The sequence below is a fragment of the Jiangella gansuensis DSM 44835 genome (assembly GCF_000515395.1).
Lineage (GTDB): Bacteria > Actinomycetota > Actinomycetes > Jiangellales > Jiangellaceae > Jiangella > Jiangella gansuensis.
In genome coordinates this window covers 3,822,791-3,845,978 of the sequence record NZ_KI911782.1, presented here as the reverse complement: position 1 = coordinate 3,845,978, position 23,188 = coordinate 3,822,791, and the positions used below count along the sequence as shown (strand labels likewise).

17 protein-coding genes and 1 pseudogene are annotated in these 23,188 nt (G+C 68.8%); 7 read left to right on the top strand and 11 right to left on the bottom strand.

What is annotated here, in order from left to right:
- Positions 1-16: 16 nt before the first annotated feature.
- Positions 17-5,953, bottom strand: a complete 5,937-nt coding sequence (locus JIAGA_RS0118040; protein WP_169738888.1) for a DUF7927 domain-containing protein — start codon at positions 5,951-5,953, stop codon at positions 17-19.
- Between the two features lie 1,378 nt (positions 5,954-7,331).
- Entirely contained in the window at positions 7,332-7,706 is a 375-nt protein-coding gene (locus tag JIAGA_RS0118035) for a VOC family protein (RefSeq protein WP_157553283.1), read from the bottom strand.
- A 393-nt stretch (positions 7,707-8,099) separates the two neighbouring features.
- Here JIAGA_RS0118035 and JIAGA_RS33955 point away from each other — a divergent pair.
- Positions 8,100-8,546: pseudogene (locus tag JIAGA_RS33955) on the top strand (transposase); the annotation flags it as partial.
- A gap of 104 nt (positions 8,547-8,650) precedes the next feature.
- Here the strand turns inward: JIAGA_RS33955 and JIAGA_RS34665 are convergent.
- The 3 genes from JIAGA_RS34665 to JIAGA_RS30650 all read right to left on the bottom strand — a co-directional run bounded on the left by JIAGA_RS34665 (position 8,651) and on the right by JIAGA_RS30650 (position 12,918).
- Positions 8,651-9,145, bottom strand: coding sequence for a hypothetical protein (locus JIAGA_RS34665; protein ID WP_157553281.1), 495 nt, complete (start codon positions 9,143-9,145; stop codon positions 8,651-8,653).
- Positions 9,146-9,859: 714 nt separating this feature from the next.
- A complete protein-coding gene (locus JIAGA_RS0118025) occupies positions 9,860-12,112 on the bottom strand; it encodes an FtsX-like permease family protein (RefSeq protein ID WP_026876746.1) in 2,253 nt (750 codons plus the stop codon).
- Positions 12,112-12,918 (bottom strand): ABC transporter ATP-binding protein, encoded by an 807-nt coding sequence (locus JIAGA_RS30650; protein WP_035812671.1) that lies wholly within the window; start codon positions 12,916-12,918, stop codon positions 12,112-12,114. Before JIAGA_RS30650 ends, JIAGA_RS0118025 begins: the two co-directional genes overlap by 1 nt.
- Positions 12,919-13,122: 204 nt before the next feature.
- Here JIAGA_RS30650 and JIAGA_RS30645 point away from each other — a divergent pair, with 204 nt between their 5' ends.
- Positions 13,123-14,346: a sensor histidine kinase gene (locus JIAGA_RS30645; protein WP_035812670.1), complete on the top strand. Its 1,224-nt coding sequence runs from the start codon at positions 13,123-13,125 to the stop codon at positions 14,344-14,346.
- Positions 14,343-15,002 carry a response regulator transcription factor gene (locus JIAGA_RS0118010; RefSeq protein ID WP_026876745.1) on the top strand — a complete coding sequence of 220 codons (660 nt, stop codon included), beginning with the start codon at positions 14,343-14,345 and terminating at the stop codon, positions 15,000-15,002. Before JIAGA_RS30645 ends, JIAGA_RS0118010 begins: the two co-directional genes overlap by 4 nt.
- Before the next feature lie 685 nt (positions 15,003-15,687).
- Here the strand turns inward: JIAGA_RS0118010 and JIAGA_RS0118000 are convergent.
- A complete protein-coding gene (locus tag JIAGA_RS0118000) occupies positions 15,688-16,527 on the bottom strand; it encodes an alpha/beta fold hydrolase (protein ID WP_026876743.1) in 840 nt (279 codons plus the stop codon).
- Positions 16,528-16,588: 61 nt separating this feature from the next.
- Between JIAGA_RS0118000 and JIAGA_RS35740 the strand changes: the two genes are divergently transcribed.
- Positions 16,589-17,149, top strand: coding sequence for a CGNR zinc finger domain-containing protein (locus JIAGA_RS35740; protein ID WP_026876742.1), 561 nt, complete (start codon positions 16,589-16,591; stop codon positions 17,147-17,149).
- Between the two features lie 235 nt (positions 17,150-17,384).
- On the opposite strand, the gene JIAGA_RS0117990 is transcribed toward JIAGA_RS35740, so the two are convergent.
- On the bottom strand, positions 17,385-17,789 hold the full coding sequence (locus tag JIAGA_RS0117990; RefSeq protein WP_157553279.1) for a hypothetical protein: 405 nt from the start codon (positions 17,787-17,789) through the stop codon (positions 17,385-17,387).
- Positions 17,790-17,934: 145 nt separating this feature from the next.
- Between JIAGA_RS0117990 and JIAGA_RS0117985 the strand changes: the two genes are divergently transcribed.
- Positions 17,935-18,495, top strand: a complete 561-nt coding sequence (locus JIAGA_RS0117985; protein ID WP_026876740.1) for a 2'-5' RNA ligase family protein — start codon at positions 17,935-17,937, stop codon at positions 18,493-18,495.
- Here JIAGA_RS0117985 and JIAGA_RS0117980 read toward each other — a convergent pair.
- Complete coding sequence (locus tag JIAGA_RS0117980; protein WP_026876739.1) at positions 18,473-18,973, bottom strand: FBP domain-containing protein; 501 nt, start codon at positions 18,971-18,973, stop codon at positions 18,473-18,475. The two genes, JIAGA_RS0117985 and JIAGA_RS0117980, sit on opposite strands and share 23 nt — an antisense overlap.
- A gap of 137 nt (positions 18,974-19,110) precedes the next feature.
- Here JIAGA_RS0117980 and JIAGA_RS0117975 point away from each other — a divergent pair, with 137 nt between their 5' ends.
- Positions 19,111-20,136: an NADPH:quinone reductase gene (locus tag JIAGA_RS0117975; RefSeq protein ID WP_026876738.1), complete on the top strand. Its 1,026-nt coding sequence runs from the start codon at positions 19,111-19,113 to the stop codon at positions 20,134-20,136.
- Between the two features lie 8 nt (positions 20,137-20,144).
- Here JIAGA_RS0117975 and JIAGA_RS30640 read toward each other — a convergent pair whose 3' ends face one another.
- Entirely contained in the window at positions 20,145-21,056 is a 912-nt protein-coding gene (locus tag JIAGA_RS30640) for an MFS transporter (protein WP_211239722.1), read from the bottom strand.
- Positions 21,057-21,220: 164 nt separating this feature from the next.
- Here JIAGA_RS30640 and soxR point away from each other — a divergent pair, with 164 nt between their 5' ends.
- Complete coding sequence (soxR, locus tag JIAGA_RS0117965; RefSeq protein WP_051426233.1) at positions 21,221-21,652, top strand: redox-sensitive transcriptional activator SoxR; 432 nt, start codon at positions 21,221-21,223, stop codon at positions 21,650-21,652.
- Between the two features lie 57 nt (positions 21,653-21,709).
- Here soxR and JIAGA_RS30635 read toward each other — a convergent pair whose 3' ends face one another.
- Together JIAGA_RS30635 and JIAGA_RS0117955 are read right to left on the bottom strand one after the other, a co-directional pair.
- Complete coding sequence (locus tag JIAGA_RS30635) at positions 21,710-22,186, bottom strand: hypothetical protein (RefSeq protein WP_211239721.1); 477 nt, start codon at positions 22,184-22,186, stop codon at positions 21,710-21,712.
- A gap of 154 nt (positions 22,187-22,340) precedes the next feature.
- Positions 22,341-23,096: an SDR family oxidoreductase gene (locus JIAGA_RS0117955; RefSeq protein WP_026876736.1), complete on the bottom strand. Its 756-nt coding sequence runs from the start codon at positions 23,094-23,096 to the stop codon at positions 22,341-22,343.
- Positions 23,097-23,188 lie beyond the last annotated feature (92 nt).

Sequence of the window (23,188 nt, the reverse complement as noted above, 5' to 3'; positions counted from 1 at the left end):
GACCGGGACACCCGGCTCAGATGAGGTCGTCGGGGTTCACGCTCCTCTCCCCGGCGGCCTGGTTGCGGCGGCGAGTTGCCGCGAGCAAGGCCAGGCCACCGGCCAGGAGTGCCATGCCGGAGAGGAGAGTAGGCGTTCCGAGGCCGGTACCCGTGTCGGGCAGGTCGTCGTCACCCGGGGGCTCATTGCCCGGGGGTTCGTCGGCCGACGGCTCGTCGCCCGGGGGTTCCTCCGCGGGCGGCTCGTCTGCCGGCGGTTCGACCGGGTTCTCGGTGCACAGCGGGTTCGTCTCGGCGCACTCGGTGGGCGGTTCCTCACCCGTCGGCGTGAGGAAGTTCTCCAGCAGCCCGTCGCTGAGCTCGTCGTGCGGTTTGACCTCGACGGTGTAGGTGACGGTGACCGTCTGGCCGCCGGCGAGGGCGCCGGTGACGTGGATCAGGTCGTCATCGGGACCGGTCACCGCCAGCGCCTGGTCCGACGCCGTCGGGCCGTCGACAAGGACCGCGTCGTCCAGCAGGCCCGCGGCGTGGTCGGTGTGCTCGACTGTCGTCTCGCCCTTTCCGGTGTTGGTGAAGGTGAGCGTGTAGGTCAGCTCGTCACCGGGCGCCACCTCGGTGCCGGACTCGGGGTCGACTGACTTGTCCACCGCGAGGTCGCCGACCGGGTTGGTGGTGCAGTCCGGCTCTTCGCCCTCGGCCGGCTCGCAGACCGGCTCCGTCGGCGGCTCCTCCTCGGGGTCGAGGAGGAAGTTCGCGAGCACGTCGTCCCCGCGGTCCTCCGCGTCCTTCACCACGACGGTGTAGGTGACGGTCACCGTCTGGTCCGGTGCCAGCTCGCCGGTGATATGGATCCGGTCCTCGTCGTCCGGACCGGTCACCGCCAGCGCCGGGTCGGACGGGGTCGGGCCGGACACCAGGTCGGCGTCGTCGAGCACGTGGGTCAGGTCGTCGACCCGGTCCACCAGACCGGCGGCCTCGCCGGTGTTGGTGAACGTGAGCGTGTAGGTCAGCTCCTGCCCACCAGTCACCGGCGTCGTACTGGCCGGGTCGACCGACTTGGAGTCCTCGATCTGCGGGATCGGCGTGACGGTGCAGTCCGGCTGCTCGCCCTCGGCGGGCTCGCACGGCGGCACCACGCAGTCCTCGTCGGCCGGGTCGCACGGAGGCGCGTCGATCGGCGGCAGCAGGAAGTTCACCGCCTGGTTGTCGCCGCGTTCCCCGTCGGGCTTCAGCGTCACCTCGTAGGTGACGGTGACGATGTCGCCCGGGTCGAGGGTGCCGGTGATCGTGAACTGGCCGTTGGCGATCGGCGACACCGTCAGGATGCCGTCCGGGTCCGCCACCGGCTCCGACGTCACCTCCGCGTCGTCCAGCACGTGCAGCAGGTAGTCGATCTTGTCCACGTTGCCCGCCGCCTCACCGGTGTTGGTGAAGGTGAGGGTGTAGGTCAGCGTCGACCCTGCCACCAGCGGGTCATCGCTGGCCACGACCTCCTTCCAGTCCTCCAGCTCCGGGATGGGCGTGATGGTGCAGTCCGGCAGCTCGCCCTCGGCCGGCTCGCAGACCGGCGGCTCGCAGTCCTTGTCGGCCGGGTCGCAGATGACCTCGCCCGGCTCGATGAGGTAGTTCGCCGCGACGTTGTCGCCGCGCTCCCCGTCGGGCTTGAGCGTGACGGTGTAGGTGACGGTCACGACCTCGCCGGGATCCAGGGTGCCGGTGATGGTGAACTGGCCGTTCTGGATCGGCGACACGGTCAGCTCACCGGCCGGGTCGACGGCGGGCGGCGTCGTGACGTCGGCGTCGTCCAGGACGTGGAGCAGGTTGTCGATCTTCGAGACCGGCGCCGGGCCCTGGCCGGTGTTCTCGAACGTGAGGGTGTAGGTCAGCGTCGAACCGGCCGTCAGCGGGTCGTCGGAGGCCTCGACGGTCTTGGAGTCGATGACCTCGCCGACCGGCGTGACGGTGCAGTCCGGCAGCTCACCCGGCGTCGGCACACACGGTGGCTGCTCGCAGTCCTCGTCGGCCGGGTCGCAGATCTCCTCACCCGGCTCGATGAGGTAGTTCGCCGCGAGATCGTCGCCGCGCTCCCCGTCCGGCCGGATCGTCACCTCGTAGGTGACGGTGACGATTTCGCCCGGTTGCAGCGTGCCGGTGATCGAGAACTCACCGTTGGTGATCGGCGACACCGCCAGCTCACCGGCCGGGTCAACGACCGGCTGCGCCGTGACGTCGCCGTCGTCGAGCACGTGCAGGAGGCTGTCGACCTTGTCCACCGGCGCGTCGGCGTTGCCGACGTTCTCGAACGTGAGCGCGTAGGTCAGCACCGTGCCCGCGACGACCGGGTCGTCCGACGCGACCACCGACTTGCCGTCCTCGATCTCGCCGATCGGAGTGGTCGTGCAGTCCGGCAGCTCACCCGGAGCCGGCTCGCACGGCGGAGTGACGCAGTCCGGGTCGGCCGGGTCGCACGGCGCCGGATCCGTCGGCAGCAGCAGGAAGTTCGCCGCCACGTTGTCGCCGCGCTCACCCTCGGGCTTGATCGTCACCTCGTACGTGACGGTGACGATTTCGCCCGGTTGCAGAGTGCCGGTGATGGAGAACTCGCCGCTGGCGATCGGCGACGCCGTGAGCGCCCCGGCCGGGTCCACGACCGGCTGCAGGGTGACATCGGCGTCGTCGAGGACATGCAGCAGGTTGTCCACCTTGTCGACGACGGCGTCGGCGTTGCCGACGTTCTCGAACGTCAACGTGTAGGTGAGGGTAGAGCCGGTGACGAGCGGATCGTCAGACGCCTCGACCGCCTTGGAGTCGACGATCTCACCGAGCGGCGTGACGGTGCAGTCCGGCAGCTCCCCGATTGCCGGGATGCACGGAGGTGGTGCACAGTCCTCGTCGGTGGCCGGGTCGCAGATGTCGGTACCCGGCTCGACCAGGTAGTTGTTCGCTTGGTTGTCGCCGCGTTCACCCTCGGGCTTGATCGTGACGGTGTACGTGACGGTGACGATGTCGCCGGGCTCGAGGGTGCCGGTGATGGAGAACTCGCCGCCGGCGATCGCCGAAACCGTCAGCTTCGACGGGTCACTGCTGGCCGGCTGCACCGTCACGTCGGCGTCGTCCAGCACGTGCAGCAGGTTGTCGACCTTGTCCACCGCCGCGTCGGCGTTGCCGGTGTTCTCGAACGTGAGGGTGTAAGTCAGCGTCGACCCCGCCACCAGCGGGTCGTCGCTCGCCACGACCGACTTGCCGTCCTCGATCTCACCGATCGGAGTGGTCGTGCAGTCCGGCAGCTCACCCGGAGCCGGCTCGCACGGCGGCACCGTACAGTCCTCCTCGGCCGGGTCGCACGGCGCCGGATCCGTCGGCAGCAGCAGGAAGTTCGCCGCCACGTTATCGCCGCGCTCACCCTCCGGTCTGATCGTGACGGTGTAGGTGACTGTCACGACCTCATCGGGGTCGAGCGTGCCGGTGATGGAGAACTGCCCGTTGGCGATCGGCGACACCGTCAGGCCGCCGGCCGGGTCCACGACCGGTTGCACCGTGACGTCGGCGTCGTCGAGCACGTGCAGCAGGTTGTCGACCTTGTCGACGGTGCCTGCCGCCTCGCCGGTGTTTTCGAAGGTCAACGTGTAGGTCAGCGTGGAACCGGCGACCAGCGGGTCATCCGACGCCTCCACCGCCTTGCTGTCCTCGATGAACGCGGCCGGGATCTGCACCGACGCGCAGGGGTCGTCGTCCACGACGACCTGGTCGTCCGGCACGCAGGCCGTGTTGACCAGGATGTGGTCGCCCGCACCGGTGTAGGTCACCGTGTAGGTGATGGTCACCGTCTCGCCGACGGCCAGTGGGCCCTCCCAGGAGATGATCGGCGCGCTGTACGACGGCGTCGGCCCCCGATCAGCGGTCGCGTCATTGTTGTAGGTCGCGTCGTCGATCACATCCGTCAGGTCGTCGGTGACCGGTGCTGGAGCGGTCGGCGTGTAGACGCCGGGCCCGACGTTGGTCGCCGTGACGGTGTAGGTCACGGTCTCGCCGACACCCGGCAGCTCCGTCACGTCGGCCACCTTGTCGATCTGCAGCCGCGGCAGCTCGAACTCGTGCTCCGCACACGGCAAACCGGTGTCCGGATCGCGGCCCTCGTCGTCAGGCGGGTCGCAGACCGGCGTCGTGGTGTCGCAGTCCGGTTCGGCCGGATCACACAAGGGTGTGAACGCCACATTCCGAACCTCGCCGTCACCGCCGCCCTGCAACGTGACGGTGTACGTGATGGTCACCATCTCGTTGGGCGCCAGCGGGCCCTCCCACGAGATGATCGGCGCGCTGTACGACGGCGTCGGGCCGCGGTCAGCGGTGGCGTCGTTGTTATAAGTCGCGTCGTCGATCACACCGGTCAGATCGTCGAACAGCCGCGCCGGGTTGCTGGCAGTGAACGTCGCCGTGCCGGTGTTGCGCATCGTCACCTCGTAGGTGATGACATCGCCGGGCCGCGAATCGGCGGTGGCATCGGAGATCTTTTCGATCTCGAAGCACTCCGACGGCACGGTGAGGGTCTCGGCGACGTCGACAGCGCTGTAGGTCCAGTTGTCGATCGCGGCCTGGTTGCCCCAAGAGTCGCTCCAGTTGAACGCCCAGCCATGGACGCCGCCAGGGACGTCGCTCTCCACCCCCGCTGTGCCGTCGATCGGTGTCGTGGGCGGGGTCCCGATGATCTGGGTGTCGTCCCAGTAGATGGTCGTCTCGCCCGGCGCGTTGCCGATGAGCTGCTCGATGGTGATGCCGCCCAGGGATTCGGTATCACCCAGGACGAAGTGGATCTCGTCGATGCGGTCGATGGCGACCCTGGCGTTGATCTCCTGGCACACACCGATTGGATCACCATTGCCGTCCAGCCCATCCCAGGAGTAGCTCTGCGAGCCACTCGAGCCCGACAGCGGGATCACACGGTCTACCGGATCGTCGTAATCGCCGTCACCGTTGGCGTCAATCTGCAGGCTGTAGGTGCCGGTGAAGTCGGTGAGGTCGTAGGTGAACGTTCCCTCCCTTGTGTCGGTGTCGACCGAGCCGAACTGCAGGTTGTCGATCGTGGGGGTGACCACAGGCGGGAGCACCCACTCCGTGCCGTTAGCCCCTGGCGCCGTGGCGGGAAGGTTGGGGTCGGGCGGTTCGAAGAACAGCTTGTACGGATCACCGCAAGAGGCCGGCGCCGACGGATACTCCGGCGTGTTCGTCGTCATCTCGATCGACTGGTACGCGGGTGCGCATGTACCGGTCGGGGCGACACCGAAGGCGTTGCTGTCGAAGGCCCAACCGCCGCCATTGAAGTCGTAGAGATCCACCGTGTATTGCGAACCGTGCTCCGTTACCACCCAGAAGTGAACATCCGGATTCAGGTCACGCTGCCAGTCGTAGCCCCGGTATTTCTCCGTCCAGACGCGGCCCGGAACGTCGGCGCCGGCGCCGTCCTGTACGGAGATCTCCCAGTCGAAGAAGCTGGTACCCGACTCGGGCCAGTTGGCTGGGTTCCCGTTCAGAGCGATGACCTCGATCGACCACACGCCCGCCGGTCCCGTCAGGCCCGTGACATCACACGGCGCCGCCCCGTTCGGCGCGGTGTTCTGGATCGTGCAGTCGTGCCGCACCGCCCCAGAAGGATCAGTGATCCGGATCTGCGTGTCAGAACCGACGGCGCCTAGCTCGAACGCCTTGGCGAAGAGCGCGTCCAACGACTCACCGGCACCGACGTACGCGTAGAACGTCGTCCCGCCCGTCACGGCCGAACCGGGCGACTCCGCCGCCATCGGCGCAATCGGGCCACCCGCCTGGCCGTCAGCGCTCTCAGGCTCCGAACGGTCGCGGTCAGAATCGTCCGGCAGCGCGGGCTCCGCATCCTCGTCACGCCCGGGAGCCTGCGGCTCGCCGGAGTCGGTAGGCGGATCCACCTCGCCCTCAGCCGTCATTGCCTGCTCATCGGAGGCGTATGTATCCTCCTCAGGCGCCGCGTCCACGCTCCCGTCCGCCGTCTCCGCGACCTCCACGGCCTCACCAGCGTCGGCCTGATCGCCGGCCGACGCTTCAGCCGGTACCGCCTGAGCAGACACCGAGGCGCCAGCGACCATCAGTGAACAGAGCAGCGCGAGCGCAAGGGCGGCCGCCGCTGACGGCTTGGCGCCCATGAGGATTCGCCGCCCCGTCACACCAAGTGGCGCCGCCAGGCCACGGAACCGTCGGCGGCGTGCGCGGAACTTCCCCCGTCGATACATCGACATGATCTCGGTCTCCCTACAACTCGGAAATCCCCGAGGAACCCAGCACCGTCGTTCGCGGTGTCCGCGCATGAGGCACGGTCGATATCCGCGCGGAACCAATGCACGCGGAAAGGACTCCCTACTCGTGAGAGGCCGAAACGCATGGGAATAGCACGTAGCGAATGATGTGATACACCTCACATGCCATTGGCACATGAGTCCTGGGTGCCTTGGGACAGCTCTCTCTCGTTAGCGTCGCGGCCGCGCCGCCACATCAGTCGGCAGGCGCGCCTGAGCGCCGATAAGTGCGCCTCTGCATCGCTCGCGGGTCTGCGGTCCATATTCGCGGCAAAGTGTGTGGATTTCTCGGATGCGCACGCACCTGCGCCCCAAATGGGGATCGTCGGGCGACAGATGAAGAAGCGTGAGGTTGACCTCATACGATCGGTTGCGGAGGGTGACGATCAGGAATTTGTCGTGCTGTATTGTCATGCGGCTCCTCAAGCTTGGCTGGCTACTCGCGCTCGGCCGGCACTGCGCGCCAGGTACATGGCGACCCGACGGCGCAGTCGTCGCCCAGCAGCCCGCCGGCATGCGCCGCCGGAGCTATAAGCAGCGTCGTGCCGAAGATCTTTGAACGGGAACGGCCGCTCGCGCATGGGATTTAGATCGTCCCGCTCGAGCCGTGCAGTTGCAGTGCCGGATCAACCCGCCATGGCTGCCCCCCGTCCTGGGAGTCGTCAGCGCGATGGTGCTAACCGCAATGTGGACCGTGGGCATCGTCGTGGTCGCCGTCACCGGGACACCGTTCGATCCCAGATGCGGCCGGGCCCGGCCACCACGGTCCAGCTCGTGGCGTATGCGCCGATGGCGATCTGGGCCCCTCTTGCTGGCAATGAGCCTGCAGTACGCGCTGCGCCGTACCGTGCGCCTGATCGACGGGTCCGAACCGGCCGAAGCGACGTTCCATGACGTATGCGTCGCGGAGATCCGGATGGCTGCTCGAAGCGCTCACCATCAGCCGACGAAGCCGGCCGGAAGAGAGGGGCCTCAGAACATGCGAAAAGTAGTGCTCTACGAACTTGCGGGTCTACTCCGGACGTGGAGCGAAGATCCGGAAGGTGTTGCCCTCGGGATCGTGGAACACGACCCAGCGGATGCCGTCCACTTCGTTATCGCTGACCCGCTCCGCGCCAAGCGTCTCGACACGGTCGGCCTGCTCTGCCCAGTCGTTCTCACCGCCCAGATCGAGCATCAGACGGTTCTCGCCGGATGCAAGCTCACCGCTCGGTTGGTGGAACATCCAGGTCGGGCCTTCTCCCGCGAAACCGATCGTCGCGAACGCCGACGTCGCACCCTCGTCGACCGATCGCATCAACACTGCAGACCAGAAGCCCGCCAACGTCGCTGCGTCACGGCAATCGAAGGAATACATCCCCACCTTCATGCTGTCGCGCGCGCCCATGTCCATCTCCTCCTCCATGTCGGCACTCACAGGAACGGCCCCAGCACACCGACGAAACTCATCGCACGACAACGACGAAACCAAGATCGATCAACCTGCTCGACCGGAGCAGCCCCGGGCCGTGAAGTAGAAGATCGTCTGCGCCAGGGATCCATCCGGGCGAACGTAGATCGACGCGGACTCCCCGGTCATAGCGGCGCCGGCTGCGGAAAGCGGAGTCCAGAGGGGTTCCGATACGCCGCCCATGGCGAACCGGTCGATGCAGAGTTTCACGCCGACCGTTTCAATGCCGAAAGATATCGCCCGAACCTGCTGGCCCGCTTCAGCTCGCCCATAGCACCGAGCGATCGTCGGCGATGAGTCGTGGTCGCGCCATATGACGCATAGGGGTGGATCAAAGCGCTGCTGCACTCGATCTAGACCAGCCCGACGCCGAGTCGGTGCACGCCAGTTCGACCGCGTCGTCGACGCCCTGGCCGAGAAGCTCCCCACGGTCGCCGAGTACATCGAGCAGGCCCGCGCGGAGGTCCTCGCCTTCACCGCGTTCCCGAAGGCGGTCTGACGCCAGCTCTGGTCGAACAACCCCAACGAGCGGCTCAACCGCGAATCCGCCGCCGCACCGATGTCGTGGGCATCTTCCCCGAACGCGCCAGCATCATCCGGCTCGTCGGTGTCGTCCTGGCCGGCCAGCACGACAAGTGAGCCGATGGCCGCCGCTACCTCAGACTCGACGTGCTCGTCAGGTCCCAAACTGTCGACACGAACGTCGAGGAGGTGACCAACGAGCCGACCACTGTGGCTGGCGACATTGAGTGCGACCTTGTTCCGCCCGGCCACTGAGACGACCGGTCAGCGGGCGATGGCCGCCACGATCTGCATCAAGACGTCCTCGGCCAGGACCCACTTCTTCAGCTCAGTAGCCAAGCAGCGATCGTGATATGAGGCTAGCAGCGGAACCTTACATCGATGTCCTCGACCTCAGAGTCATAGTTTCCTGTCTGAGAGTTTCGCCACCCGAAATTGCCACGCAAGTTGAACTCATAATAGCGCCCATTGACGCAACTTTCGAGCCTGGACCAGGCTCCATCCGCGCGAGCATGGTAGCCGTCGAGGTCACCCGCATAGGGTCGAAAACCCGTCATATTGTCCGTAATCACATGCTCGACCGCAACATCGTAAATGGCGCCACCAGGCCCTTCACTGGCTTCCCCGTAGACGCGCACACGGTTGTGGTAATGGTCGACGTTTATCCACAGGCAGCGGCGCACCCGGTACCCGAGACACTTTTTGAGTTGGGTGATGTTCGCCGAGACATCTTTTGTCGTCGCACCCACTGTCGCTTTCGCTTGCGTCCCAGTCGCCGCCGCATCGGTCGTCGCTGCCGCTGTCCCGGCCGACAGAACCAAGAGCGCAGCGGCGCCCGCAACGAGGCGGCCCACTCTTGTAGCAAGTCTTATCATTGAAACGTCCTCCTTCGGAGATGAGCTCAGGGGGTAGCGTTGGCACCATTCGGCGACAGGCGTGTGCAAAAGGATCCGCCGAACCCCTACATCGATCAGATGCACACAGGCCGGGCTCGCACCGTGCGACCTGTTGAACGCCCGCCAGCCAATCGAGCCGATGCTTCAGATCTGCTTCACACCGGTGCACCGGGCTCCCCGACGAGCCAGGCGCCCGGGGTCCAAACGCCGCGATACGACCGTGTTCCTCGTCGAGCCACCTTGGCCTCAACTGCTGACGAGGGACCGCAGACTGTTCTAACCATCTCCGGACCCGCGCGCCCGGTGTCACCGCCGCTAGACTTCGGACGGTACACAGCGTCGAGTAGTAGGGGCTTTGAGCGCGAGGCACTCGTGTCGACCATCAACGTGAGGCTGCTTGGCCCGTTCGAGGTGCACCGGGACGGTGTGCCAGTGCCGTTGGCCCCACGTCCAGCTGTGCTCTTGGCTGTCTTGGCCCTTCGCCTGGGGCACGCCGTTTCATTCTCGGCGCTCACGAGGACCCGTCCACCACGAGCGGCCAATCCACACATGTTCGGAGCGCAGTCCCGCTGCGAGCGCGACCTCCCGGAGAGATCGGCTTGCCGGTGGCCTGGGGAAGCGCGCCACCGCTGCGCCGATCGCCCGTGCCCGACGGGAGGTCGGCCCTCGCAGCTATTCGATGGCGAGGGCCGACTCGGCGGGTCGGCCACGGGTCGCCCGCCATGCGGGTAGCAGCGTGGCGCCGAGGGTCAGCAGTACGCCCAGGCCGGCGGTCGCCGCGTAGATCAACGGGGAACCAGCGGGTAGCACCGAGTCGAGGCGCTTGAGGCTGACCGGGACCAGGATTGCGATCGAGGCCAGGGTGCCCAACGCGACACCGCTGACGGCGACGATCGCGCCTTCGATCCCGACCATCCGGAGCACCTGACCGCGAGTTGAGCCCGCGAGCCGCTGCAGCCCGAACTCTCGCTGCCGCGCGGTCGTGCTCGACGCCAGGGTATTGACCACCGTGATCGCCGCGTACCCGGCGATCATGACCACCATAATGTAGATCGCGAAGGTGGCGGTCGTCCTCTGCTCGTCGTACTCGCTGAACAGGACGTCGCGGCCGCTCACCGTCAGCCCGTTCTGGCCGGCGAGCGACTGGGTCAGGTCTGCCACGAGGGTCTTGGGGTCGGTGTCGCTGTCGGCGCTGACCAGGATCCGCGTCGCGAACCCCTCGGTGGTGTGCGCGGCCAGGGTTTCGGCTGGAAGCAGCAGCGTGTCGTAGTCGTCCGGGGCGGAGAACAGCGCGGCCACCTGCGCTTCGATCGTGGTGTTGTCGCCCATCCGCAGCGTGATCGTGTCGCCGACGTCGATGCCCAGTTTGCTGGCGTGCTGGTCTTCGATCGCGACCGTGTCACCGTGCAGGTCGGCGAATCCGCCGGCGGTGAGGTCGACGGGTGTGGTGGCGTCCGCGCCGTCGGCGGTGACTCCCTGGAGGTTCCAGCCTTCAGCCGCCGGCGAGCGGTCGTCCGGGTTCTCGATGAACCCGATGCTGCTGACCCACTCCGACGCGCCGGCGACGCCTGGCAGCTCGTTGATCTGCTCGACCAGCTCCGGGTCGAACCGGTCCTCAGCGGTCACCACCGCGTCGGCGACCAGGCTGTCCGCGAAGATCTGCCGGTCGGCGTCGTCGTTGGTCGTCTGCAGGTACAACATCCCAGTCGCTACTCCGGTCAGCAGGATGACCGGTGCCATCACAGCCGCCATCCGGCCGGTGCGGCCGCGGGCGTTGAGCACAGCGAGCTCGCCGGTCACGCCGCCCAGCGCGCGTACGGGCCATTGCAGGACGAAGGTCATGACCTTCGACAGGACGGGTGCCAGGAGGGCGAACCCGATGGCGAAGACGATGACGGCGGGCGCGGCGGTGGCGGGTGTGAGCGGTCCGCTCATCACCGCGATGGTCACGAAGGTCAGCGCGGTCCCGCCACCGAGCAGGAGTACCGCCACAAACACCCGCCACCCGCCGATCAGCTTGCCTTCGAGGGAGGCTTCGGCGAGGGCCTGGGTGGGCTTGATGCGTGCGGCTCTCCGCCCGGCGCCCAGGGCACCGGCGAGGGCCGCGACGACTGCTATCCCGATCGCGGCCACCGTCGGTATCCAGCCCTGGTGGAAGGCCACCCCTTCGGTGGCGATGCCGCGATCGGCCAGCTGGTCGAACACGAACTCGCCCAGGAAACGGCCCGGGGCGATGGCGAGCGCGGTGGCGAGCAACGACAGGGCCAAAGTCTCGCGGAGGATCAGCCGGCGCAGCTGACGGGGGGTGGATCCGATGGCCCGCAGCAGCGCGAGCTCCTGCTGGCGTTGAGAGATCGACAGGGCGAGCATGGACGCCACGCCGAAGATCGACACCATGAACGCGAAGGCGGTGAAGACGCCGGCCAGGGCGACGATGTTCACACTGGTGCCCTTGGCCTCGCGCAGTTCCACCTGCCCCCGCTGATCGCCCACCAGGGTGGTGGCGGTGCCGTCCAGGTCGGCGTCGATCCGCTCCCGGACCTCGCTCAGGTTCGCGCCGGGCTCGGTCACCACCCCGATCGCGTCGACGGTCCCCGGGGGCGGGTCGCCGTCGAAGACGTAGGTCGTGGTGTCCTGCACGCCCGGAAGGTCCGAGATCGTGTCCTCGAGCCCGGCGTCGATGCGGACCCGTTCGGGCAGGATCGCCGGTTCGTCCGGGTCGCCGCCGGGAGCGTCGTATTCCTGGTTACCGGCGACGACGATGTCGGCCGAGGCCAGCTGGTGGGGAGGAACAGCGGTGCGGATGCCCGTCTCGATCAGCCCGCCGCAGGCCATCACGATGGCCGCGGCGAAGAACATGGCAAGGAAGGCCGCCACGAACGTGCCCACCCGGAACCGCAAGGTGCGAAGCGCAAGCTGCAACATCAGCGCTGCCCTCCCACAGCCGTCGCCGAGGACGGGAGGGGCGCGTCGTCGGCAAAGGCGCCCAGGCGAGTCATCCGCTCGGCCACGGCGCCAGCCGTCGGCGAGTGCAGCTCACCGGCCAGACGCCCATCGGCGAGGAACAGGACGCGATTGGCGTAGGAGGCCGCGACGGGATCGTGCGTCACCATGACGATCGTCTGACCGGCAGTCCGCGCTGCGTGCCGCAGTAACCCGAGGACCCCCCGCGCGGTTCCCGTGTCCAGCGCACCCGTCGGCTCATCGGCGAAGATGACCGCGGGCTCGCTGATCAGCGCCCGCGCGATGGCGACCCGCTGTTGCTGTCCGCCGGACAGCTCCGCCGGACGGTGCCTGCTCCGCTCGGCCAAGCCGACCTGATCGAGCACGCTCGTCACCCGGCCTCTGGCCGGCTTGCGACCGGCGAGCCGCAGCGGCAACGTCACGTTCTGCCGTACCGTCAGGACCGGGAGCAGGTTGAACGCTTGGAAGATGAAGCCGATTCGGTCTCGCCGCAGCTTCGTCAGCTCGCTCTCGTTCATCTCGCTGAGTTCGTGGTCCTCGAGGAGAACCGAGCCCGACGTCGGCTGGTCGAGCCCGGCCGCGCACTGCAGCAGTGTGCTCTTGCCGGAGCCCGACGGGCCCATGATCGCTGTGAACGTGCCCCGGCCGAACCGCGTCGTCACACCGTCGAGCGCCACGACCTGGTTGTCTCGCTTGCCGTAGACCTTGTGGACGGCCGTCAGCCGGACCGCGTCGGCCGTGTTGCCGCTGTCGTGGGACATTCTCATGCCGCCTTCCTGTCCGGCTCGCGCCGGACGATTCAGCAACCCATGCTCCCTTCGGACAAGCAACCGGTCGTCGTCTCTCGCGACCGACTTCCGCTGGTGCGCCCGGACCAGTCGCCGCGTCTCGTTGGTGCCTGTGCACTACGGAACGAAGGTTGCTGCGGACGATGCCCGCCGGGGCTGGCTGCCTCGTATCGTGGGACCGACATGACGAGCACAGACGCCTCGCTCCCGCGACCACGCGCATCGTGGTGGCGGGAAGCGGCGATCTTCGCTACCACGTTCACGCTCTGCCTCTCCGGCGGAATCGCGCATGTCGACGGCACCTTCGGGCCGCCGCCGGCCGCGGCGTACGTCGTCGCGGTTCTGATGTGTGCCGTGCTGCCGCTGCGGCACCGCGCGCCCCTGGCTGCCCTGGTGATCACCACCGTGGGTGGCATGCTGGTGGCACCCGTGGGTCTGCTGCTGACCCCGCTCGCCGTCGCACCGGTCGCGGTCACGGCCTACGTCCTCGCGGTGCGCGACGAGAGGCGGGCGGCGGCCGCGATCCCGCTATCGGCGGCGCTGCTGGTCTCGACGACCCCTTTCGTCGAGACACTGTCGTGGCAGGACCTGACCAGGCTGGGCACGGTGGTCGCGGTCCCGTTGGTGGCCGGGGTGCTCGGATGGTCGGTGCAGAACCGGCGGGCGTACATGGCGGCCATGGAGGAGCGGGCCCGCCGCGCCGAGGAGAGCCGGGAGAGCGAGGCTCGGCGGAGGGTCGCCGGGGAACGGGTGCGCATCGCCCGGGAGCTGCACGACCTCGTCGCCCATCAGATCACCCTGGCCAACGCCCAGGCCATGGTCGCCGCCCAGGTGTTCGACGTACGCCCCGAGCAGACCCGCAAGAGCTTGGAGGACGTCATCGAGACCACCAGAAACGCACTCGACGACCTGAGGGCCACGGTCGGTCTGCTGCGTCAGTCCGGCGACGCGGTCGCGCCGACCGAACCGGCGCCCGGGTTGTCCCGGCTCCCCGCCCTCCTCGAGTCGTTCCGCCGCGCGGGCCTGGAGGTCTCCGTGCACGAGGAGGGCACGGCAAGGCCGCTGCCGCCGGGGGTGGACCTCACCGTCTACCGCATCATCCAGGAGGCGTTGACGAACGTGACCAAGCATGCCGGCGGAGGTAGCGCCCGGGTGGGCCTCGCCTGGAACCGCGACCGGCTGACCGTCACCGTCGCCGACGACGGAACGAACGCTCACCCGGACCCGGCCACCGGCCACAATGGGGCCACCCTGCTGGACCGTCCACCCGGCCATGGTCTGATCGGGATGCGTGAACGCGCCACCGCGGTCGGCGGGCACCTCTCCGCACGCAGGCGCCCGGAGGGCGGCTTCCTCGTCTCCACCCAGCTTCCCCTGCCGCCCGCCAAGGCCGGGGAGGCGCCATGACGGTCCGGGTGCTGCTCGCCGACGATCAGGCCCTCCTGCGCCAAGCGTTCCGGACATTGTTCGACACCGCCGACGACCTCACCGTCGTCGGCGAGGCTGCCGACGGCATGGAGGCGGTGAGCCTCACCCGGGAGCTGCGCCCGGACGTGGTGGTCATGGACATCCGGATGCCCGACGTGGACGGCCTCACCGCCACCGCCGAGATCTGCGCGGACCCGGAGCTGCAGGCCACTCGCATCCTGATCCTGACGACCTACGAGACCGACGAGTACGTCGCCCAGGCGTTGCGCGCGGGAGCGAGCGGCTTCATCGGCAAAGGCATCGGGGCGGTCGACCTGCTGGACGCCGTCCGCACGATCGCCGACGGCGAGACCCTGCTCTCGCCAGCCGCGACCCGCGCCGTGGTCGCCCGCTTCCTGGCCACACCGGCCGACGACGCGCCCTCGCACCGGCCCGAGCAACTCGACGTGCTCACGCCGCGCGAACGGGAGATGGTGACCCTGGTCGCGACCGGCCTGTCCAACCAGGAGATCGCCGAGCGGATGTTCCTCAGCCCCTTCACCGTCCGCGCCCACGTGCAGCGCGCCATGACGAAGCTGCACGCCCGCGATCGCGCCCAGCTCGTCGTCATCGCGTACCAAACGGGCCTGGCCTAAGGCGCGGACGGAGCCGCTGAAGAGCGCGGTCACTTGAGCCCCAGAGTTTCAGGGCGAGTTCTTCCAGGCGACGTCGTGCCAGTAGGCGGCATGCGTGCTGGACTGGCGGGCCGGGCCGCGCGGTGTCGATCTGCCGCCCGGCCTCGAACCCCGCGGCGCTGTAGCGGACCCGATGCGACCCGACGGCGGGCAGCGTAAGCGGGTTCCTGTCGTCGAAGCGGTCCGGCCTCCCGGTTCCGCTGAATCCCGACCCTGTTAGAGCCGGGGATTCGCCCGTGTGAGGTTGCCATTCACCTGCGTTTTTGCTGGAGCGCACAAGGATTCGAACGGGTGTGTCCATAATCCCTGGGTCGTGGGTTCGAGTCCCACCTGCCCTACCTCGACAGCGCGTAGAGAGCTCCGCCCCAACCCTCGACGCGCCTGATCTTTGTCCCGCCGGAGGAAACCCGGCTGGAGGCTCTCGTGCAGCCGCCGCCCAACTCATCCTCGGTGCGCTCGTGGTCGCCGCCCACCTTGTAGGCAACGCCCCGCCGCACACGCTGGGTGGGAACGGCAGTCGTCGAGACCTCCGAGTCGCTCGTCGGCGCGAGGATGGTCGGCATCCTGGGAGGTCGTCTGATGAGACAGGCCGACCTCCCGCGCGAGGGAACGTCGATGATGTCGTGCGGGCTGGCCGTCGACCAGGTCACCGCCGGGTGGTGTCGTTTGCGGCGGCGTGAGAGAGGATCGCCTTCGCCACCTCATCCGGCGCGTCCTCCGGAAGAAAGTGGCCCGCGTCACCTACAAGCTTTTTACGCGCTCCCGGTACAGCCGCAGCGAGCTGGTCGGCGACGTCGGGCGTCAGCCAGCTGTCACGCTCGCCCCACAGCACCAGCGTGGGCACGGCAATGCGGTCGAGGCGGTCGACGACCTCGCGAGTGTCGGCAAAGCTGACGGCCGCGACCTGGTCGATCCAGCGCTGCTGTCCCGCTTTCCCACGCCACGGCGCAAGATAGGCATCGGCGACGCCCTCCGGCATCGGCCGATACGTGGCCGTGCGCAAGCGTGGCCCGATCAGATCCGCGAACACGTGCTCCGGCATCGTCCGGTACGCCTCGGCGTTGCGCTGCATGTGCTCGGTGAACTCGGTGTTCCATGGACCGAGGACGGCCGCGTCGACCAGCACCAGCCAGCTCGCCGGCACGTGTTCGAGCAGGTGAGCCCGCAGCACGACGCCGCCGCCGATGTCGTGGCCGACGAGGCCCGGCGCGTCGAGCTGCCAGTGGTGGATGAGCTCCGCGAGCGTCTGCGCCTGCCGGACAATCGTCGGCGTGGCACCGGCATCGAGCCGGGAGCCACCGAAGCCGAGCATGTCCCAGACGAACACCCTGTGCTCGCGGGCCAGGGCGGGGACGACGTTGCGCCACAGGAACGACGATGCCGGTGTGCCGTGCGTGAGGATCACGGGCGGACCGTCGCCGAACGCTCCCGCGGCCACCTCGCTACCCGACAAGCGAATGCGATCTGGCAGTTCCCAGTGGGTCATCTCAACTCCTAGGTAAGAGGTATATTTGTCTTTATCCGGTTACTCTAGCGGGAGGTAAGGGTTGTACGTCAATTTCGCCGATTACTCGCGCGGCGCGGCCGTGGCGACGGACCTCGTGAACACGTCGCCGATCGTGCGTGCGGCGGGAGACGCCGTTGCCGATCCGGCGGCGCTGGGCGCCTTCCTTGCCGCGCACGACATCCAGCGCGATACGAACGGCACGGAGCTGGCCCTGATGCACGCGCTGCGAGACGAGGTCCGCGCGGTACTGGAAGCCGATACGGAAGCCGAAGCCGTCGCAGGCGCGAACGCGCTCGTGGAGAAGGCAGCAAGGGGGCCCGTGCTGAGGCAGGACGAGAACCGCCGATGGCACTGGCTGGTAACCACCGCGCCCGACGCTCCACTCGCGCACGAGCTGGCCGTACTCATCGGCATCGGCTTGCTCGGGACGCTGCGAAGCCTCGGATTCGCACGGTTCCGGCCGTGCGCGTCCCCGGCATGTGCGGGCGTGTTCGTGGACACCAGCAAAGCAGGACGACGTCGCTACTGCATGCCGGAGGTCTGCGGCAACCGCGTCAACGTCGCCAACCATCGCGCCCGGATACGCCAGCAGTACGTCTGAGGTGGAATCCAGGGGACTCGAACCCTTTGCGTGGCTGCCTGGCCGCAGTTCCACGTCCACGCGGCCGACTCGCGGCCGACCTCCGAGATCACCCAGGGAGCCGTGTGGCTGGCGAGGGCCAGCCGACCGGAGGTCCCGGTAGGTGGATGTAGGCCGCCATCGAGGATGTCGTTGTGGACGTCGCTGGCGTGCGGACGGCAGTGCGGTAGCGAGGTCGGGTGTTCGTCGTCACGATCTATGGGACCACGACGAGCACGATCGCGAGCAGGACGTGGGGAATGACGACGAAGGCGAGAAAGAGGAGGACGATCAGCGGCAGCGCGCTCGCGTCGGACGATGGTGGCGCCGGGCGTACCGGACCCGGGGCATGCGGCGGCCGCCGATCGGTCTCGGCGGCGCGTGGTGCCGCCGCGGGCGTCGCCGGCGTGCCACCTCCGGGTGAGGTCCGCACCGCCAGCAGCGCATCGCGCGCGACCACCAGCCGCCGGAAGGCGTATGCGTCACCGCCCGTATCGGGGTGGCCGCCCCGAAGCGCTTCACGATGGAACGCCCGGGTCACCTGTTGCGGGCTCGCGCCTCGCCGCACGCCGAGTACGTCGTGCGGGTCGACACCGCCAAGTGCCCCGATATCAGCGTTCACGATGGTTCACCTCCATGGCAACGCCGCCGCGTCGACCCCCGTCGGCGCCACCGGCCCACATCTCTTCGTCAGACATATGACCCCGCGCGGCGGCGGAATGTGACAACGAAACCGGGGTGCGGCGCGCTCCGGCTAACATCCCGCCATGACCGCCCCGGGCCATACGGTTCTCCAGATCCCCGTGCCGGCGGTGGAGACGTTCGTACGAGGACGCACCGAGCACTACGACCGGGCCTATCTATCGGCCGATTCCGCCTTCACCCACGCACACATCACCGTGTTGGCGCCTTTCCTGCCCGATCCGCATGCCGACGCCCTCGCGACGGTCGGATCCATCCTGGCCAGCACCGAACCGATCACGTTCGCGTTGCGCCGGCTGGAGACCTTTCCCAGCGGCATCATCTACCTGGCGCCGGAGCCCGCCGAACCGTTCCGTGACCTCACCGAACGTTTCGTCGCGGCGTTCCCGCAATGCCCGCCGTACCGCGGCGCATTCCCCGAGATCGTCCCGCACCTCACGCTCGACCAGCGCTCCGCGGGCGTGTCCGAGGAATCGACTCGCAGGCTGCTGGGCGACACCATCCCGGTGACCTGCCTGGCCGACCGCGTCGACCTGGCCTGGTACGAACCGCATCGGTGCCGGCTCATGACGAGCTGGCCGCTGGGATCGCCGCCCGGTGCGGCTACCTGGTCACGGCCGCGATGAAGCCGGTCAGGTTGCGGCGGAAGCGCTCGACCTTCTCATCGACGGTCAGGGTCTCCTCGACCTCGGCCCCAGCGGGCGAGTGCTTCCTGCCGCGGACGTAGAGCGAGCAGGCCAGGTCGGCGCAGAGATACTGGCCGACGGTGTTGCCTTGGCGGCCGGCCTCACCGGCGCGGCGAGCGGCCATCAGCAACACGCCACCGCTCGTGTGGGTGGTCAGGCACAACGAGCACATACTGCGTGCGGTGAAGCCCCGGGCTGCCTTCGGCGCCGCCCGCAGGGTGATCCCCACGAAGCCGCCGTCGTCGCGCTCGGCGACGAGATACCCGCGGTCGAGGGTGCCGAGGTCACGCCAGCCGAGGAAGTCGAGGTCCTCCCAGGGCTGTTCGTCCAGGTCACGTGGGACATTGACCCGCTTGGCCTCGCCCTTGGAGCAGTTGACGAACGAACCGCGGATGTCGTTCTCGGTGGCCGGCCTCATGTCTCGCGACACTAGGTTCGGCCGCTTTCTCGGGGCAAACCATTTAGCGGCGACCTGCGCCAGGCCCACGTGTCATGCTCCGAGGAGCACAGCGTCCGCGTCCGGCTGGCCCCGAGCGTTCAAAGGAGACGTCACCCATGAAGGCGATCGTGCATCACGGCACCGGCCCCGCCGACATCCTGCGGCTGACCGACCGGCCCGTTCCCGAGCCCGGCCCCGATGAGGTGCGGTTGCGCATCGTCGCGTCCGGGGTCAACCCGACCGATTGGAAGTCCCGCAGCGGCGGCTACGGCGCGATCGACGACGCTGAGGCCGTGCCCAACCAGGACGGCTCGGGGGTCGTCGACGCCATCGGCACGGGCGTCCAGGGATTGGCCGTGGGCGACCGCGTCTGGACGACACTGGCCGCCTTCCAGCGCCCGGCCAGCGGCACCGCGCAGGAGTACACCGTCGTTCCCGCCGAACGGGTGTTCCCGCTCCCGGACGGCGCCGGCTTCGAGCTGGGTGCGAGCGTCGGCATCCCGGCCATCACCGCCCACCGTGCCCTCACCGTCGCCGAGGACGGCCCGGCGCGGTTGGGCCCGGGCGCGCTCTTCGGGCGGGTCGTGCTGGTCGCGGGCGGAGCGGGCGCCGTTGGGAACGCCGCCATCCAACTCGCTCGCTGGTGCGGCGCCACCGTCGTCACCACCGTGAGCAGCGCAACCAAGGGCGACCTCGCCCGCGCGGCCGGCGCCGGCCACGTCGTCGACTACACGGCCGACGACGTGGCCGCGCGGGTCCGCGAGCTGGTACCGGACGGTGTCGACATCGTCGTCGAGGTGGCCATCGGCGCCAACGCGGAGACCGACGCCGCCGTCCTCAAACCGCTGGGCACGATCGCGGTCTACGCCAACAACGGCGACCGGCCGTTCACGCCGGACATCCGCCAGCTCATGGGCTTGAACGCACGGCTGCAGTTCGTCCTGCTGTACACGCTCGGCTGGGGACGGCTGAGCGACGCCGCCGCCGACGTGAACGCGGCCATCGCCGCGGGGGCGCTCCGAGTGGGCGACGACGCCGGCCTGCCGCTGCACCGTTTCCGGCTCGAGGAGGCCGCCGAGGCGCACCGCGCGGTGGAGACCGGAGCCGTCGGCAAGGTCCTCATCGACGTCGCGCCCGGCTGAGGCGCAGCTCAGTCCGCTGTCGCCGGCACTCGTGCGGCGCGGGCCGCGACGACCACACCGACAAGAGCCGTCGCGGCCAGCCCGAACAGCAGGTACCGGGCCGAGGTGAGCATCGACGGCGCACCGAGGTTCACCAGCAGACCACCCACCGCCGACCCGAACGCCAAGCCGATCAGCTCGACGGTGTTCACCCCCGCGCTCGCCTTGCCGGCCTCGACCGGATCCGGCGTGCTGCCCATCACCGCGACGACGACGTGCGGGAACGCCAGGCCGATCCCGGCACCGGCGACCGCGAGACCGAGAGCCAGCACGGCCGGGCCGGCGATCCGCATCCGGAGCACCGTCTCGGCCCGTTCGGCACCGGAGCTGGCCAGCATCGTGACCGACCACCACAGCGACACCGCGGCGCCGAGGAAGCCGGCGACCAGCGGTTCCAGTCCGGCGAGGCGCTGCCCGAACAGAGGTGTGAACGCTTCCGACACTGTGCCGATCGCCAGGATGGCGATGCTGATCAGCGCTGTGGCCACGGTGAGGAGGGCGAGCGACACGTACGGAACGGGCTGGCGCGTCCCGTCCCCGGCGGAGCGCGGCAACGCCCGCGGCACCATGACGGCCACCACTACCCCGAGAACCGCCAGCACGCCGAACGCCCACCGCCAGGCACCCAGCTGCGCGAACAGTCCGCGCATGGCCGGCCCGGCAAGCGTCCCCACGCCCCGCATGGCCGACACCAGCGCGGTCGCACGGGCCCAGAGCCGCGCAGGGAAGGCGGACTGGACCACCGCGTACCCCAGGCCGGCGAGCATGCCGCCACCGAAGCCCTGGACGGCCCGGCCGACCAGCAGGACGGTCATCGTCGGGCTGAGCGCGGCGATCACCGCGCCGGCCCCGAACGGCGCGAGGCCGATCAGATAGGCCACCACCGGACCGCGACTGGCGAGGTACGGCTCACCAGCATCGACGAGATCACCGAGGCGTGTTCGTCGGTCATGGCCATGGGAGACGACGGTAGAATCTCAAGGGAACTTGAGGTCAACCCACGGAACTGCCTGGTAGGAGGTGTGCAGGCGTGGATCCCGATGACATGCTGCCGGTGGGCGAGGTCGCGCGCCGCACCGGCGTCGCGGTGTCGGCGCTGCACTACTACGAACAGCTCGGCCTGATCGAATCGCGGCGCACGGCGGGCAACCAGCGGCGCTACCCGCGGTTCATGATCAGGCGGATCTCCCTGATCCTGGTGGCGAAGCGGCTGGGGATCTCACTCGCCGACGTCGCCGAGGTGTTCGCCACCCTGCCGATGGACCACATGCCCGATTCCCACGACTGGCACCGGCTCTCCCGACGCTGGCAGACGCAGCTCGAAGCGAAGAAGCGGGAACTGGAGAACCTGCAGCGCGAACTCACCGGGTGCATCGGCTGCGGTTGCCTGTCGATGAAGTCGTGCCGCCTGCTCAACCCTGACGACGTGTACAGCGAGCAGGGTTCCGGCCCACAGCGCGTCACCACGGACGACTGACGACGCCGGAACCCGGGCCGGCCGGGAATCAGCCGCCCGGCGGCCGACCGTCCAGCGTCAGCCGCAGTGGATGCGGGTCAGGGTGCGCTGCGCCCAGTCGATGACGCCGGTGACGTCGACACAGCGGTTCGACATGTCCACCCCGGCCGGCGTGTACACCGGGCCGGCGTAGTAGCTGTAGCGGCCGGCGTCGCAACCGGTGCTGCTGGGGCAGCTGGGCCAGCTGTACCCGCTGGGCCGGATGGTCGCCTGGGTGTAGAGCGAGACGCCATAGGTGGCCGACGCGTGGTTGGTGACCAGGCAGTTCCGTTTCGCCGTACCGGACCAGTAGACGTCCAGGTAGGCCAGCGTCTGCGACCCGTTCTTGATCGGATAGTGCCCGATGTGCCGGTACGAGGACCCGCACGGCCCGGCCATGGTGGTCATGTCCGCCGCTCCGGGCGGCAGCGTCGAATTGCCACCGGCCGCGGCTGGTGCGGCGAAGCCGAGGAGCAGGAGCCCGACGACGGCGATGACACGGAAGGCACGTTTCATCCGCTAGATCCTCCTTGCCCCGAAGAACCAGATCGTACGGATGACAGTGGCGGAGAAACGGCCGGCGCGCAAGATCATTATGCGAAAGATCTCAGCCAGATCGCGGCCGGCGTCGACAGGGACGCCGGCCGCGACCGCCTGACCAGGCGGAGAGTCAACCCTGTTCCGTCGGCACCAGGATCAGCTCGGCGACGTTGAGCCGCGGCGGAACGGAGACGGCGAACGCGATGGCGTCGGCGATGTCCTCCGGCACCAGCACCTCCATCGACCCGCGCCACGTGGCCAGGTTCTCCCTGTTCGTCGCGTCCAGCATGCCGTCGCCCAATTCGGTGCCGACCAGGCCGGGTTCGACGTTCTTGACCCGGACCCGACGCGGCCCCAGCTCGGCACGCAGGTTGCGGGTCAGGTGGGCGACGGCGGCCTTCGTGGCGTCGTAGACGGCGTAGTTCGGGAAGACCTGGTGCCCGCCGATGGAGCCGACGTTCACCAGGTCGGCCGGTTGACCGTCGGCGGCCGCGGCGATGAGGTCGTCGGCGAACGCGCGGCCGGTGTAGAGCAGGCCGTTCACATTGGTGGCGATCATCTGGTCCCACTCGCCGGTGTGCGCGGACTCGAACGGCGCGCCCAGCATGACGCCGGCGTTCGCGACGACGAGGTCCACCCGGCCCAGAGCCGACCGGATCTCGGCGGCGGCACGCTCGACGGCGTCGCGGTCGGCCACGTCGGTGGACACGACGATGGCGCCGATCTCGCCGGCCAGCCCCTTGAGCCGGTCCTCGCGCCGGCCGAGAACCGCGACGGACGCGCCGTCGGCGGCCAGCCGCCGGGCGGTGGCCTCGCCGATCCCGCTGGTGGCTCCGGTGACCACCGCGACGCGGCCGGCCAGGGTGTTCGTGGTGTGTGTTGTCATGACTCCACGGTGCGGCCGGCGTGACGGACCAACCAGCTCCCGCGACCGCCAGGAGCCGGGATCCTGGTAGTCGCGGGGCCACCCTCGCCGCC